Source organism: Bacillus sp. IBL03825 (genome assembly GCF_024712505.1).
Classification (GTDB): domain Bacteria; phylum Bacillota; class Bacilli; order Bacillales; family Bacillaceae_G; genus Bacillus_A; species Bacillus_A wiedmannii.
Map to the genome: position 1 here is coordinate 4,208,008 of NZ_JAMXKE010000001.1, position 14,154 is coordinate 4,222,161.

The following is a 14,154-nucleotide window of genomic DNA, read 5'->3' on the forward strand; positions in this document are numbered from 1 at the left end:
TAAATGCCTCCTAAATAGAATTCATCATTTGAAACATTGGCATAATCATCGCTAAATACATAAGAACGACTATTCCTCCAATACACGTAAATAAAATTGGTTGAATGATCACTAACATACGTTTAACTTTTTGCTCCATTTTTTCCATAATAAGATCGCTATAGTCACCTAATTCAATCGCCAAATTACCGTTTGCTTGTCCATGCGTAATAATATAAGAAAGTTCTTCCTCATAATATCCGCTTTTAGCAATAATAGATTGCAACGGTTCTCCCGCAATTAATTGACGTTCAATTCGGCCCGCTTCATATTGAAAAAACGGATGATAATGTTGCTCCATCATTATTGTTAGAGCCTCAAGTACTGATAGTCCGCCGTGTAATAAACCGCTCAATTGAGTGGCGAAATAATGTGAATGCTTTAAAATAAGAAATTTTTTTACGAGGGGGATACAAAGCTTAATTTTTACCTGCTTCATATGCGGGAGTTTTTGAAAGTAAAATATATATACACTACAGCCAATCATAACGATAAAAATAGTGCTAAAAATAAGATAGGGTAGTAGCTTAATTGCACTTAATATTTGTTCTGTAAATAACGGTGCTGTGGAACCAAACGAACTATATACCATGTCGACCTGTGGTAATAAAATGCGATTAAAAATCAAAATCATGATTAGTAAAAAGAGCGCCAAAAACATAGGATACTGCATTATTTTGATCATATCTTTCCTATACTTATCCTTTTTATAAAGAAGTGCGCTCCCTTGTTGCAATGCAAAAGAAATATCACCATGTTTCTCGGCATAAAATAAATAACTTAACATCTCCTGATGAAACTTTAATTGATGAAAAGAATCGTGTAGACTTTTTCCATCTTTTAATCCATCAATCATATGCTGCAATTGTACTTTCTTTTCTAAAGGTAATTGAAACCGCAAAAATTCTAGTGCCTGCAAAAGAGAGTACCCTTTCTCTAATAATTCTCCTAATCGTTTCAGTAATACTACTTGATCACTTAAACTCCATGTTTTCTTAAACATAAACATCTTCTTCTAAAAATCCTAAGGCGTATCCTTTACGTAACGAAGATTCTAATGTTTCATGCTTGTACGTAACACATTCTCCGTTCGCTCCTTTAATCGCTTGTTTTAACTCATATCCATATAACAACTCATAAATGCTCGCTTGCCTTACTTGCCGCATTGATTTACATAAAACAGAGCAGTTTCCTCTGCAAAACGGGCACTTCAATTCGACAAGTCGCTGTGCAGCTACAGCCAATAAAGATTGTTCAATCTCTTGCCTCGTTATGCCATAATCCATAAATCGTAGTATCGCTCCTTTCGCGTCACTAGTATGCAATGTCGTCATTACTAAATGGCCAGTCAAACTTGCTCTTACAGCTATTTTTGCGGTTTCTTCATCACGGATTTCACCGACTAAAATAATATCTGGGTCATGACGTAAAATAGCCTTTAATCCCGTCTCATATGTGATACCTGCTTTTTCATTTATTTGAATTTGTAATACATCATCATTTCTTTTTTCAACCGGATCTTCAAGTGTAATGATGCGACGTGTTTTCTTTTTTCTAATCGCCTCTAATAATGCATACATTGTTGTTGTCTTGCCAGAACCAGTCGGTCCAGTAAATACGAGTAACCCATGTGAATAGTGTAAAAAAGAGAGTATTTTTTTCGCTGTACTTGGAAATAACGAAAGATGAGATAACGGCTGAATAGATGCTTGTAAATGAAGACGAATAACGAGACTTTCTTGATATACGGTTGGAAGCGTGGAAAGGCGTAAATACACTTCTTGTCCATCCATTTGTAAATACAGTGAACCATTTTGTGGCTTCCGTCTCTCCCCTATATCCATGGATGCTAAAAATTTAAAGTGTGAAACAAGTTTTTCTCCAAATTCCTTTTCGATACAGTGTTTCGTCATTAAATCTTTTCCTATACGCAGTTGAACCGCTACATCCTTCTTCCGGGGCACAATATGTAAATCCGAAGCTTGTACCCTGCACGCCTCTTTCAAAATCATATTCGCAAAAATTTCAATTCCATTCATCATTTTTCCCTCCCCACTATGTATATAGCATGAAAAAACAGATAAGAAAAATCGATAATTTTGTATTTTCACCAGAGAAAAAAGGGAAAATATGTTTGTGAAATTATGAACAATTTCCGAATTATTGTCTGAAATTACCTATATGGAAGTTTATCTGTATTATAATGTTATTATCTTGGATAAAGTGATAAAGGTGGAGATCCTCATGGAACAAGCTTTAAAAATTACAGGCGTATTATCTGACCCAACTCGTTATTACATTTATAAATATATTTCTCAAAAACATAGTTACGTAACTGTACAAGAAATTGCAGATGAGTTTGACATTCATCCGAACGTAGCGCGTTTACATTTATCTAAATTAGAAGATGTTCATATGCTGAAATCGGAAACGAAGAAAACTGGAAAAGGCGGAAGACCAAGCAGATTATATGTATTATCTGAAGATGTAATTCAATTGCAATTTCCATTCCGTGATTATCAATTGTTAGCAAGAATCGCATTTAATTCTTTACTTAGCCTTGGCGCTGCTGGTGAAAAGGCGCTATACGAAACAGGAAAACAATTCGGGGCCGAGTTAATGCAACAACATATGCAGCGTTTACATGTGAATGAAGATGCTTTAACAGTAGAGCAAAAAGTTCAAATTGCAAAAGAAGCTTTCTCAACAGCTGGCTTATCACCTGCTTTTGAATTAAGTGCAGATGGAACGAAAATTTTCTACGATGTACACAATTGTCCATTTAAAGAGGTTGCTGTTCATCACCCAACTGAAATTTGTAATATGCACGGGGATATGATGAAAGGGATTTTCGAAATCCTATTCCCTAACACGGAATTAACTCGAAACGATAGTCTACTAGATGGATGTAAATCTTGTAATTATAAACTAACAATTTAATTTCTCATATAAAAAGAAGCCAATTATAATTGGCTTCTTTTTATATGAACGAATATTTACAATAGTAAGAAAAATAAACTATAATGAGGAGAGGTTTACTTTTTTTAGAAAAGGAGGGAGATGGCATGGAGCGCATGTTTCGCGTTCTCGGCTTTTGGACTGGAATTTTCTCGGTTATGTTTTACGTAGGGGATATGCATTCGACCGCACTACTATTTTTAGGACAAACAGGTTTCTTCGTACTTTTAAGCTATTTAAATTTAACAGAGCGTATGTATATATACGTATTCGGGGCATATTTAACTGTTTTCTTCATAGGATTTACATACTACACGACGTTTTTACTTGTCCCTGGAGCTGGACATTAAAGATGGCATTTTGCCATCTTTTTTTTAATTCCGCAATTCCCTAGTTGACTTATAGGTTTTATTACCTTATATTCTATATAACAGATTGGAATTAGGGGGAATCAACATGAATACACTGCTTGTCGGAATTAACGTTGCAGTCATGCTCATCTTAGTTGGCGTATTATATTATATGCAACGTAAGCATGTATCTTTTAATAAACGTGTATTTACTGCTTTAGGAGTCGGCATTATATTCGGTCTTATATTACAATTTATTTATGAGCCAACTTCTAAAGTAATTATTGAATCAAATACTTGGTTTAGCTTGATCGGTAACGGTTATGTGAAATTACTTCAAATGATTGTTATGCCACTTATTTTAGTATCTATTATTTCCGCATTTACAAAATTACAGTTAACGAAAAACCTTGGTAAAATTAGTGGTCTTATTATCGGAATTTTAATTCTTACTACAGGAATCGCTGCAGCTGTCGGTATCGCTGCAAGTGCAGGATTTGATGTATCAGCAACAGGCTTACAACAAGGTGATGCAGAATCCTCTCGTCTGAAGTTAGTTGAAGAAAGATTTACTTCTATTGAAAAAACAACAATTCCAGATAAATTATTAGAGCTGTTGCCTACAAATCCGTTTCTTGATTTAACAGGTGCTCGTCCAACATCAACAATTTCTGTTGTAATATTTGCAGCCTTTATCGGTATCGCCTTTATAGGGGTAAAACGAAAATATCCAGAACAAGCAGAACTATTTAAGAAAATGCTTGATGCTGTATATGCAATCGTAATGCGTATGGTAACATTAATTTTACGTCTTACTCCATATGGCGTATTAGCTCTTATGGCAAAAACAGTTGCTGGTAGCGACATAAATGCTATTTTAAAACTTGGTAACTTCGTATTAGCGTCTTACGTGGCACTTATCGTAATGTTCGTTATCCACTTATTATTAATTGCTCTATCTGGTTTAAATCCAATTCAATATTTAAAAAAGGTGTTCCCTGTATTAACATTTGCATTCACATCTCGCTCTAGTGCTGGTGCAATGCCATTAAATATTGAAGCGCAAAAAGAAAAGCTTGGTATTTCCGAAGGGATTGCAAACTTTGCAGCATCATTTGGAGTATCTATCGGACAAAACGGTTGCGCAGGTATTTATCCAGCAATGCTTGCAATGATGGTCGCTCCAACTGTAGGAATCGATCCATTACAACCACAATTTATTTTAACTTTAATCGCTGTCGTTGCTATTAGCTCATTCGGTGTTGCCGGTGTTGGTGGCGGTGCAACATTCGCAGCGTTAATCGTACTATCTACAATGAACTTACCAATTGGTATTGTCGCTCTTGTTATCTCAGTTGAACCATTAATCGATATGGGTCGTACAGCTCTTAACGTAAGTGGTTCTATGACAGCAGGTCTTATTTCTAGTAAATGGCTTGGTGAATTAGATCAAGATACGTACAATCAAGATGATACAAAAACTGGTGAAATTGCTTCATAATAAAAAGGACGCTAACAAAAACTGTTAGCGTCCTTTTTTAGTTCTTTCCATCTTCCTCTTTGTCTTTTATACATAAGGCATAACATATTGTTTCAAACACTATGTATAAAGCTCTACAAATTACTTCAACCATGGTAAAACATCACCTGTATATTATTACGTATAGATATAATGAAATAATACCATTTTTCATTTTTTTAATAACTATTATTCCTCATCTGCAAACTGTAAAAACTCTTCCAACCGCTCCTTTAACTCCTCCTCTATCTCACAATAAGATTCACCAACAAGTTCACCACTTAACTTACTTCCCCAAAACCTTATTTGAAGCGTTACTCCTAAAAAATAACTACAACATTCCCAGATAGGAACTGTATAAAATTCAATCATCTTTCCTTCTTCATCTAATACAGCTATCGAAATCGATGAAGAATATCCTGTTTCAAAAGGATTTTCTTTATCTCTGATCAGTTCTATAAATAATTCCATGTTTTTTTCTATGTACAAATGTGAATAATCTTTAAAAAGTTTAAATGATATTCTCTCTATTTCCTTCTCCATACACTGAATTTTCTCTTTTAACTCCAATGTAAAATCTTGTTCTTTATACTTCATTCTCGCCTCCTAAAACACTGAAAAAGAGAATACCAATCTCGTATTCTCTCATTCTTATGCTGCTACAATTATTTTTATTATCTCACAGCCCGTCCTTCTTACAAATAACCATTTTGTTCGCACCATTTATGAAATTGTCCTACGTCTACTCCAACTAACACGATATCCTTTAGCTCTACATCAATGATTTGTTCTCCAATTACAATAGCAAACTGCGCTTCTAATTTTGTCTCGCTGTTCTTTACAATTCCAATTCGGTTCCGATGCGGTCCATCTTTTATATATGCTTTTTGTCCTACAATATCAAAGTTCAAGTCTCTCACCTCTTTTATTGCGCTTAAATTTGAAATACGAACTCAAATTCGGAAAATTCCCTTTCCTTGCACTATTTCTCTATATATATGACGAAACAATAAAAGAGTCCTCCCTTCTTTACAATTATTTTTTCTTTGTTTCATTTTTGTGATTGAAACGTAAAGTTTATAATAAAATACACTTGGAAGCGCTTTCTATGTAATTTTTTGTGTTATAATATATAAGTAGAACTTCGCAAAGAGGGTTAAAAAAAATGAATACAAAAATGATTAAAAAAGTAATTGACGCATTAAAAGTATATGGCTTTCAGAATGTATCATTCTGTGACAAAACGAAACAATTTTTATTTCATAACGAAATGGATATTATGAGCGGCTATGCAGAAATAACATATAGTAGTCAATTTGAAAAATTCAACGTACAAATTCATCCGATTGAAACACATCACCAAGCAGAGTTACAAGAGGTTGAAAGACATATACAGGCCTGTATAAGAAAAGTGGAATATTTAAACGCACTTCTTAGCGGACAAACAAAACTAGATGACAAAATTATTATAATGTAAAAAAAAGAACGTGAGGATATCACGTTCTTTTTTTTTCACATTATACGTTCATCTTTCCCTTCAGTTGTAATCCTGTAATGGATTCTAATACATCCATTGCTTCTCCAAATGTCATATCAAAAATTGTCTTATCTTCTATGTATGGAAATTGTCTAAAGCGTTTTTCTAACGTTTTCACGGCGTCTGACGTAAAGTGTACGCTATCAATGCCAAATTCTGTTTCAAGAAGAACAATCCAATCTAACACATGAAAACCTAATCCATTTACGAATGAAATAAGTTTTTCTTCTGGCTGTGAAGATAAGAATACGTGTCGTTCCATCTCATCGAAAAGTTCTTCACCTAAAACTTCTGCTAATTCATCATCATGTTCGCGTTCAATAATCTCTTCATATCCGTAATCATCCACAAGCTCTTCTACTTCTTCACTATCCTCACAAAGCAATTGACTAAGAACGGCCTCTTTCTTAAATTCACTATTTTGTACAACTTCTAAAAAGCTCGTTTCCCATCCATTTTCTAATTTCATATTATATACTCCTTTATATACGTTTCTTATCATCACTGTACCCAAAAGATCACTTTTATAACATTTTAGGTCGTTACTATTATTTCACATGATTCATAACATAAGATGCAAATGCAGTTGCATCTCCTTCAAAAATATTTATTTCTGGCAAATGATAGAACGTTGTTTGAAGCGGGTTTCTTTCATGATATACATATATCTTTTTCTCTAGCGCAATCGCCATTCCAAACTCTGTATGGCTCCCGTTTCCGCCATCTAACATAAGTAAAAAGACATCCGCTTCTTTAATAGCATTCTTTTCTGCCTGACCAATCTCTCTTAATTGATCTTGATTCACTGCTCTTTCGTTTCTTGTCCAATCATATGTATGGTGCCATCCTGCATGTTTCAGTTCATTTGCTATAGAACGTACAAGATGTTTATTTTGGAATCCTGAGGCGACATAAAAATTCATTTATATACACTCCTTCATTATGTACGGGAAACTCCTTTTAGCGTTACTTGCTATAAACATAATAAAGAACGACTTCAAAAAAAAATGCCCATCTTTAAAACTTATTTGCGTTTAAATGATGGGATTCTTCATGCTCTTCTTTTATTTTTTTCTTTTTATAACTTTCATCAGCTAACATTTCTAGTTCAGCTGTTATTTCTGATTTTTCAAGCTCTCTTTCTTGCGAAAATTTCCTTGAAATATAAACAATAACACTACCAACGTACAACACAAAGCATATAATAAGTGCAGTATTTTCATAGAGACTTAGCTCCAACACAGTCACTCCTAATCCATTCGTATTTTCACGCTTCATTAATTGGAATTTCCCTACTAATCCATTTGCTATTGTAACATAAAAATATCAATCCTTGGAATCTTTCATCCTATTAAAAAAGACATGATTGTTTCATCATGCCTCTGAAATATGTTGAATGATTGTTTGAATTGCTTCTTTTCCATTATATTTTTTTAGAGCTGTTTTATACATCTCATTATTTTGATTTAATTCTTCGACATGCTTTATAAGAGATTTCACAGTCACATCTTCTTCATACAATACGGAAGCATATCCTTGTCTTTCAAAAGACTCTGCATTTAGTATTTGATCTCCACGGCTTGCAAATTTCGATAGCGGAATTAAAACCATCGGCTTTTGCAATGTTAAAAACTCAAAAATAGCATTAGAGCCCGCACGTGAAATAACAAAATCTGTTATCGCTAATATGTCTGGCAGCTCTCCATGTATATATTCAAATTGTCTATATCCTTCTTGATTTTGTAAGCTTTCATCAAGATTATCTTTTCCACAAAGATGAACAATTTGATACTTTTTCAGAAGTTCTGGTAACGCTTCTCGAACAGTTTCATTAATTTTCTTTGCGCCCAAACTTCCTCCCATAATTGTAATAACTGGCTTTTTACGTGAAAAACCTAAAAACACTAAACCTTTTTCATGATTTCCCTTTAGCACGTCTTCACGTACAGGAGATCCTGTATAGATTACTTTTTCTTTCGGTAAATGTTTCGCAGCTTCTTCAAATGTAACAAATATTTTCGAAGCAAAACGGAGCGCAATTTTGTTTGCTAGTCCTGGCGTCATATCAGATTCATGTAATAAAACAGGGACTCTATTTAGCCATCCTCCAATTACGACTGGTACAGATACGAAACCACCTTTTGAAAAAATCACATCCGGTTTTAGTTTTCGAATCCTTACATAGGCATCCATAACACCCTTCATTACAAGAAAAGGATCTTTTATATTTTTCAAATCAAAATAACGACGTAGCTTTCCGCTTGCAATACTATAGTACGGAATGCCTTCCTTTTCTATAATTGTTTTCTCAATTCCTTGATGAGAACCGATATAAGAGATATCCCAATTCTGTTCTTGTAAATGTGGAATGATGGCTAAATTAGGTGTTACATGCCCTGCCGAACCGCCACCTGTAAAGACTATTTTCTTCATACGTCTCCCCCTTCTACACTATAATACACTAAAATATCTTGCCTCAGGGTGAGAAAATACCATAGCCGTTACAGATGCTTCTGGTTCCATCATAAATCCTTCCGTTAATGAAATACCTATTTCTTCTGGATGAATAAGGCGAAATAACTTTTCTTGATCCGCAAGTTCTGGACATGCTGGATAACCGAAGGACACGCGTATCCCTCTATATTTCGTACGGAAGCGTTCTTCCATCTTCAGTTCTGGTGAATCTGGAATGCCCCAGCGATCACGAATGAGCATATGTGTTTTTTCAGCAAGTCCTTCTGCTAGTTCAAGCGCTAACGATTGAATAGCATGACTGCGTAAATAATCACCCTTCGCCTTCCACTCTTCAGCAATGTCCCGAACGCCTTCCCCAACCGTAACAGATAGGAAAGCAACATAGTCCATCTCATCTCCAACTGGTCGTACATAATCACCTAAAGTACGATATGGTGCTTTTCCTTGTCTTGGGAATGTGAAACGCTCTATAACACGCGTATGATCTTCTGGATCATATATTACAATGTTTTGTCCGTCACTTTGCGCTGGGAAAAATTGATACACCGCTTTCGGTTTTAACCAAGATTGTCCTTCCTGCAATAATTCATCTATTAAATCATTTAATTCATGTGCTTTCTTATCTCCCTCTCGCAAAAGCTTCTTCACATTTCCTTTTAATCCAAGGTGATGTCCAAGTAGCATTTGTCTATTTAAAAATGGAGCGAGGTGTGCAACTGGAATATCACGTAATACAATTCGCTTTGTTGAATCAGGTATCATAACCTCAGCCTTCGGTAATGGTTCAATTACTGCTGGAATTTCTACTTTCTTCTCCTCTTTTTTTACGATATGAAGATGACGCTCTTTTTTATCTTGTTTCATCTTCTCGCGCTCTTCTTCTTTTTGAAGCTTATTAATAATATCAAGCCCGGTCATCGCATCACTCGCATAGCATACGAGCCCTGTATATGATGGTGAAATACGATTATCTGTAAACTTTCTCGTTAATGCTGCCCCGCCTACAACGATTGGAATATCAATATTTGCCGCTTTTAAATCTTCAGCAGTCGTTACCATTTGTTGCGCTGATTTTACTAATAAACCAGAAAGGCCAATAATGTCAGGCTTCTTTTCTTGTACTTCTTGTACGATTCGATCCGAGCGAACATTGATTCCTAAATTAATAATCTCATATCCGTTATTCGATAAAATAATTTCAACGAGGTTTTTCCCAATATCATGTACGTCACCTTTAACAGTTGCTAATAATACTTTCCCTTTTTTCGCACTCTCGCTAGATTCCATATGTGGCTCTAAATAGCTTACGGCAGCTTTCATACTTTCAGCACTTTGCAATACTTCGGCAACGATAAGCTCATTATTATTAAATAATCGTCCCACCTCATCCATTCCTGTCATAAGTGGGCCATTAATAATATCCAAAGGTTTTCTTCCTTCTGTAAGTGCGAGGCTTAAATCTTCTTGTAGCCCTTGTTTCGTACCTTCAACAATGTAATTTGCCAACCTTTCATCAAGAGTTAATGTTTCTTGGATAACGACATCTTTCTTTTTTGCCGCGCGATAAAAGTTTGTAAATTCTTCTAACGTCTCTTGCGTCGTTTCAAAAAGTAATGCATCTGCAAGACGTTTTTCTTCCTCTGGAATTGACGCATACCGTTCTAATTTTTCCGTATTCACAATCGCGTAATCTAATCCTGCTTTCGTTGCATGATATAAAAAGACGGAATTTAATACTTCGCGGCCAGCTGGTGGTAAACCAAATGATATGTTACTTACACCTAAAATCGTTAAACACTCTGGTAATGCTTCTTTAATAAGGCGAATTCCTTCTATCGTCGCTGCCGCTGAACCAATATATTCTTCATCACCTGTACCTACAGGAAATACAAGTGCATCAAAAATAATATCTGACGGGCGTATACCATATTTCGTCGTCAATAACTCATAACTTCTTTTCGCGATTTCGAGTTTTCGTTCTGCACTAACCGCCATACCATCTTCATCAATTGTTCCTACAACAATAGCAGCACCATATTTCTGAAGAAGCGGCGTCACTTTTTTAAATCGTTCTTCTCCATCTTCTAAATTAATTGAGTTAATAACAGCTTTTCCTTGAATATAAGTAAGAGCTCGCTCCATCACATTTTCATCTGTTGAATCAATCATAATCGGTACTTTTAACACTTTCGTAACTTCTGCCAAGAAGTTTTCCATATCTTCTATTTCATCGCGATCAGGGTCTGCCATACAAATATCAATAATATGAGCATTTTTCTTCACTTGCGCTCTTGCGACTTCAGCAGCCTCTTCAAATTTCCCTTCTGCTACTAATCGTTTAAATTTACGTGACCCAATAACGTTTGTTCTTTCACCAACAAATAATGGTCTCATAGAGTCATCATATTGAAGTGCCTCTAATCCACTAACCCCGTGTCCAGCTCTTTCGTGGTGTTCACGCGGCTTAAGAGAAGCTAACGCGGATTTCATCGCTTTTATATGTTCTGGTGTTGTGCCACAACAACCACCGATAATATTAACCCATCCTTCTTCAGCAAATCGCTTCACTTTTTCAGCGAGAGAAGATGGAGATTCATGATAATGTCCATCTTCATCAGGAAGACCTGCATTTGGATAACAAGAAATGTAACACTCCGACAAATCAGATAGTGAACGAATATGGTCTCTCATAAACTCCGGACCAGTCGCACAGTTTAATCCAACAGATAATGGCTTCATATGTTCTATCGATAAGTAAAAAGCCTCAATTGTTTGCCCAGCCAGAGTCGTTCCCATCGGTTCGATCGTTCCCGAAATCATAATAGGGACAATTTTATTTAGCTCGTCAAAAGCTGCTTGAATTCCAATATAAGCAGCCTTCACGTTACGCATATCTTGACTCGTCTCAACGAGTAATACATCTACGTCGCCATTCAATAAACCTCTCGCCTGCCGTGTATAGGCTTCAATTAATTCTTCGAACGTCACACCACCTGTAACACTAATCGCTTTCGTTGTTGGTCCCATTGCTCCCGCAACATATACTTCCTTCCCGCTTTCTTTGACCGCTTGCTTCGCTAAACGTGCTGCCTTCTCATTTAATTCCTCATCTAAATGAGACAACTCATAATCACTTAATACGATATTCGTCGCCCCAAATGTATTTGTTTCAATAATATCCGCTCCAGCTTCAACATAAGCTTTATGAATCTTTAAAATGACATCAGGCCTTGTTTCTACTAAATATTCATTACAGCCTTCGTACTCTTCTCCTCCGAAATCTTCCGCAGTTAAGTCCTCTTGCTGGATCATTGTTCCCATTGCACCATCTAATATTAAGATGTTATTTTGTAATTTTTCTTCTATACATTTCATCAGTTAATACCTTCTTTCACTTCTTGCTTTTCTCTCACATATTTAACAAGATGTTCTGTAATTTCATATTTTAGAAATGGTGTAATAAGATAAATGCCGTTAAAATACTTCATCGCCGCATCAATTAATTCTTGTGAAATGAGAATTCCTTCCTCAATTGCTGCCTCTTTCGTTTCATGTCCATCCATTCTCTCCCTTATTTCTTCAGGTAGAGTAATACCCGGTACCTCAAAATGAAGGAAATCTGCATTCCTTTTACTTATTAATGGCATAATCCCAATAAAAATAGGTTGTTCCAAATGCTTTGTCGCTTCATACACTTCTTCAATTAACGCGATATCATAAATTGGCTGCGTTAAGAAATATTCCGCTCCAGCATCTATTTTCCGTTCCATTCGCTTAACCGCTGCTTTTAAATGTCTTACATGCGGATTAAACGCACCTCCCACTGAAAACCTTGTTGCTGGACCTATTGATTTCCCTAAAATCGAGCGCCCGTCGTTCATTTCTTTAATCATTTTAATGAGCTCAATAGAGGACAAATCATATACAGAAGTGGCACCTGGAAAATCACCGACGCGTGCTGGATCCCCAGTTAAAGCTAACACTTCTTCCATGCCTAACGCTGATAGGCCTAGTAAATGAGATTGTAGTCCGATGACGTTATGGTCTCTACACGTTAAGTGCGTCAATACCGGAATATCGTGCTTCGTTAATAATGCCCCCATTGCCATATTCGAGATGCGAGGCGATGCTAATGAATTATCTGCTAGAGTAATAGCATCTGCACCAGCCCTTTTCAATGCTCTTGCTCCTTCAAAAAATCGCTGCGTATCTAACGTTTTCGGTGGATCTAATTCCACTACTACTGTCGTTTGTTTTTTTGCTTTCTCTGCTAAAGTGACATGAGCTTTCGAACGTTTCTCATGTGTATGAACTACTTTCGGTCTTTGAATCGTATCCTTTTCTATTACAGGCGTAACATTTAGAGTAGCACGTTTCATACTTTCGATATGTTCTGGAGTAGTGCCACAACAACCACCCAATAACCGAATACCTTGCTCAATAAATTTCGGTGTCATCGCTTCGAAATAAGCCGGACTTCCCTCATATACGTAGCGTCCCTCCACATAATTCGGGAGACCTGCATTTGGATATGCTGACAAGTAGCCATTTTGAGGAATCGATATCATTTTAAAAGCTTCCGTCATGTGAAATGGCCCTAGTTGGCAGTTCAATCCAACGACATTTGCACCGTAATCTAAAAGCTGTTTTAATATTTCATTTACATCATTTCCATTTTGAGTCGTACCTGCCTCATGTAATGCTAATTGAGCTACAATTGGAATATTCGTTTGTTTTCGTAACACCTGAACAGCATGAAGTAATTCAAACTCATCATAGAAAGTCTCTAATAGCAGTCCATCAACCTGTTCTTCTAGTAATGCACTTGCCTGTTCCAGTAACATAAATTCTCGCTCCATATCAGTTGTCGTAACAGCTCCAATATGTTTCATACCGCCAATTGTTCCTAAAATTGCATTTCTGTCTGTAACAGATGCTTTCGCCAGTTTTACTGCGGCTCTATTAATTTCAGTAACTTGATTTTCTAAACCATACATACGTAATTTCGCCTCATTTGCTCCGTACGTATTTGTTTGAATCACATCTGCCCCAGCAGCTACATATTGTTTATGAATCGATATAATTAAATCTGGATCAGATATATTCAACTCTTCAAAACTACTTTGCAAACCATGTGAATGTAATAACGTTCCAACCGCACCATCACCTATTACAATTCCTTTTGATAATAAATCTAGTAATTTCACAAATCTCCCTCATTTCTATCAATATAAAAAACCCCCTCTTCACTTTGAAGAGGGGGACATAATCGTTCC

The 14,154-nt window shown here is 36.0% G+C and carries 14 protein-coding genes; 4 read left to right on the forward strand and 10 right to left on the reverse strand.

All coding sequences use genetic code 11. The features are described from left to right. Positions 1-10: 10 nt before the first annotated feature. Positions 11-1,042: a competence type IV pilus assembly protein ComGB gene (gene comGB, locus NHG49_RS21575; protein ID WP_088048114.1), complete on the reverse strand. Its 1,032-nt coding sequence runs from the start codon at positions 1,040-1,042 to the stop codon at positions 11-13. Continuing rightward, positions 1,035-2,078 carry a competence type IV pilus ATPase ComGA gene (gene comGA, locus NHG49_RS21580; RefSeq protein ID WP_064474804.1) on the reverse strand — a complete coding sequence of 348 codons (1,044 nt, stop codon included), beginning with the start codon at positions 2,076-2,078 and terminating at the stop codon, positions 1,035-1,037. Before comGA ends, comGB begins: the two co-directional genes overlap by 8 nt. Before the next feature lie 205 nt (positions 2,079-2,283). Between comGA and NHG49_RS21585 the strand changes: the two genes are divergently transcribed. From NHG49_RS21585 to NHG49_RS21595, 3 genes are all read left to right on the forward strand, one after another. Next, positions 2,284-2,979, forward strand: coding sequence for a helix-turn-helix transcriptional regulator (locus tag NHG49_RS21585; protein ID WP_000434122.1), 696 nt, complete (start codon positions 2,284-2,286; stop codon positions 2,977-2,979). A gap of 125 nt (positions 2,980-3,104) precedes the next feature. Beyond that, the gene (locus NHG49_RS21590) at positions 3,105-3,347 is read left to right on the forward strand and encodes a DUF2626 domain-containing protein (protein ID WP_000440714.1); all 243 of its coding nucleotides are present in this window, start codon (positions 3,105-3,107) and stop codon (positions 3,345-3,347) included. Positions 3,348-3,453: 106 nt separating this feature from the next. After that, positions 3,454-4,848, forward strand: coding sequence for an L-cystine transporter (locus tag NHG49_RS21595; protein WP_258126502.1), 1,395 nt, complete (start codon positions 3,454-3,456; stop codon positions 4,846-4,848). 207 nt (positions 4,849-5,055) lie between these two features. On the opposite strand, the gene NHG49_RS21600 is transcribed toward NHG49_RS21595, so the two are convergent. Both NHG49_RS21600 and NHG49_RS21605 read right to left on the reverse strand, forming a co-directional pair. Then, the gene (locus NHG49_RS21600; protein ID WP_064474803.1) at positions 5,056-5,463 is read right to left on the reverse strand and encodes a hypothetical protein; all 408 of its coding nucleotides are present in this window, start codon (positions 5,461-5,463) and stop codon (positions 5,056-5,058) included. A gap of 98 nt (positions 5,464-5,561) precedes the next feature. Further along, positions 5,562-5,777 (reverse strand): DUF3912 family protein, encoded by a 216-nt coding sequence (locus NHG49_RS21605; protein WP_064474802.1) that lies wholly within the window; start codon positions 5,775-5,777, stop codon positions 5,562-5,564. A 254-nt stretch (positions 5,778-6,031) separates the two neighbouring features. On the opposite strand from NHG49_RS21605, the gene NHG49_RS21610 reads away from it, so the two are divergent. Continuing rightward, positions 6,032-6,343 (forward strand): hypothetical protein, encoded by a 312-nt coding sequence (locus tag NHG49_RS21610; RefSeq protein WP_001093232.1) that lies wholly within the window; start codon positions 6,032-6,034, stop codon positions 6,341-6,343. Positions 6,344-6,383: 40 nt separating this feature from the next. On the opposite strand, the gene NHG49_RS21615 is transcribed toward NHG49_RS21610, so the two are convergent. The 6 genes from NHG49_RS21615 to NHG49_RS21640 form a co-directional block, all read right to left on the reverse strand. Beyond that, entirely contained in the window at positions 6,384-6,872 is a 489-nt protein-coding gene (locus tag NHG49_RS21615; RefSeq protein ID WP_064474801.1) for a hypothetical protein, read from the reverse strand. Positions 6,873-6,951: 79 nt separating this feature from the next. Next, positions 6,952-7,326 carry a nucleoside 2-deoxyribosyltransferase gene (locus NHG49_RS21620; protein ID WP_064474800.1) on the reverse strand — a complete coding sequence of 125 codons (375 nt, stop codon included), beginning with the start codon at positions 7,324-7,326 and terminating at the stop codon, positions 6,952-6,954. Positions 7,327-7,420: 94 nt separating this feature from the next. Next, positions 7,421-7,681, reverse strand: coding sequence for a DUF3966 domain-containing protein (locus NHG49_RS21625; protein ID WP_000817963.1), 261 nt, complete (start codon positions 7,679-7,681; stop codon positions 7,421-7,423). Positions 7,682-7,777: 96 nt separating this feature from the next. Beyond that, positions 7,778-8,836, reverse strand: coding sequence for an undecaprenyldiphospho-muramoylpentapeptide beta-N-acetylglucosaminyltransferase (gene murG / locus NHG49_RS21630; RefSeq protein WP_064474799.1), 1,059 nt, complete (start codon positions 8,834-8,836; stop codon positions 7,778-7,780). Positions 8,837-8,854: 18 nt separating this feature from the next. Further along, a complete protein-coding gene (gene metH, locus NHG49_RS21635) occupies positions 8,855-12,253 on the reverse strand; it encodes a methionine synthase (protein WP_064474798.1) in 3,399 nt (1,132 codons plus the stop codon). Further along, complete coding sequence (locus tag NHG49_RS21640; RefSeq protein WP_064474797.1) at positions 12,253-14,085, reverse strand: bifunctional homocysteine S-methyltransferase/methylenetetrahydrofolate reductase; 1,833 nt, start codon at positions 14,083-14,085, stop codon at positions 12,253-12,255. The genes metH and NHG49_RS21640 overlap by 1 nt, the downstream gene beginning before the upstream one ends. Positions 14,086-14,154: the final 69 nt, after the last annotated feature.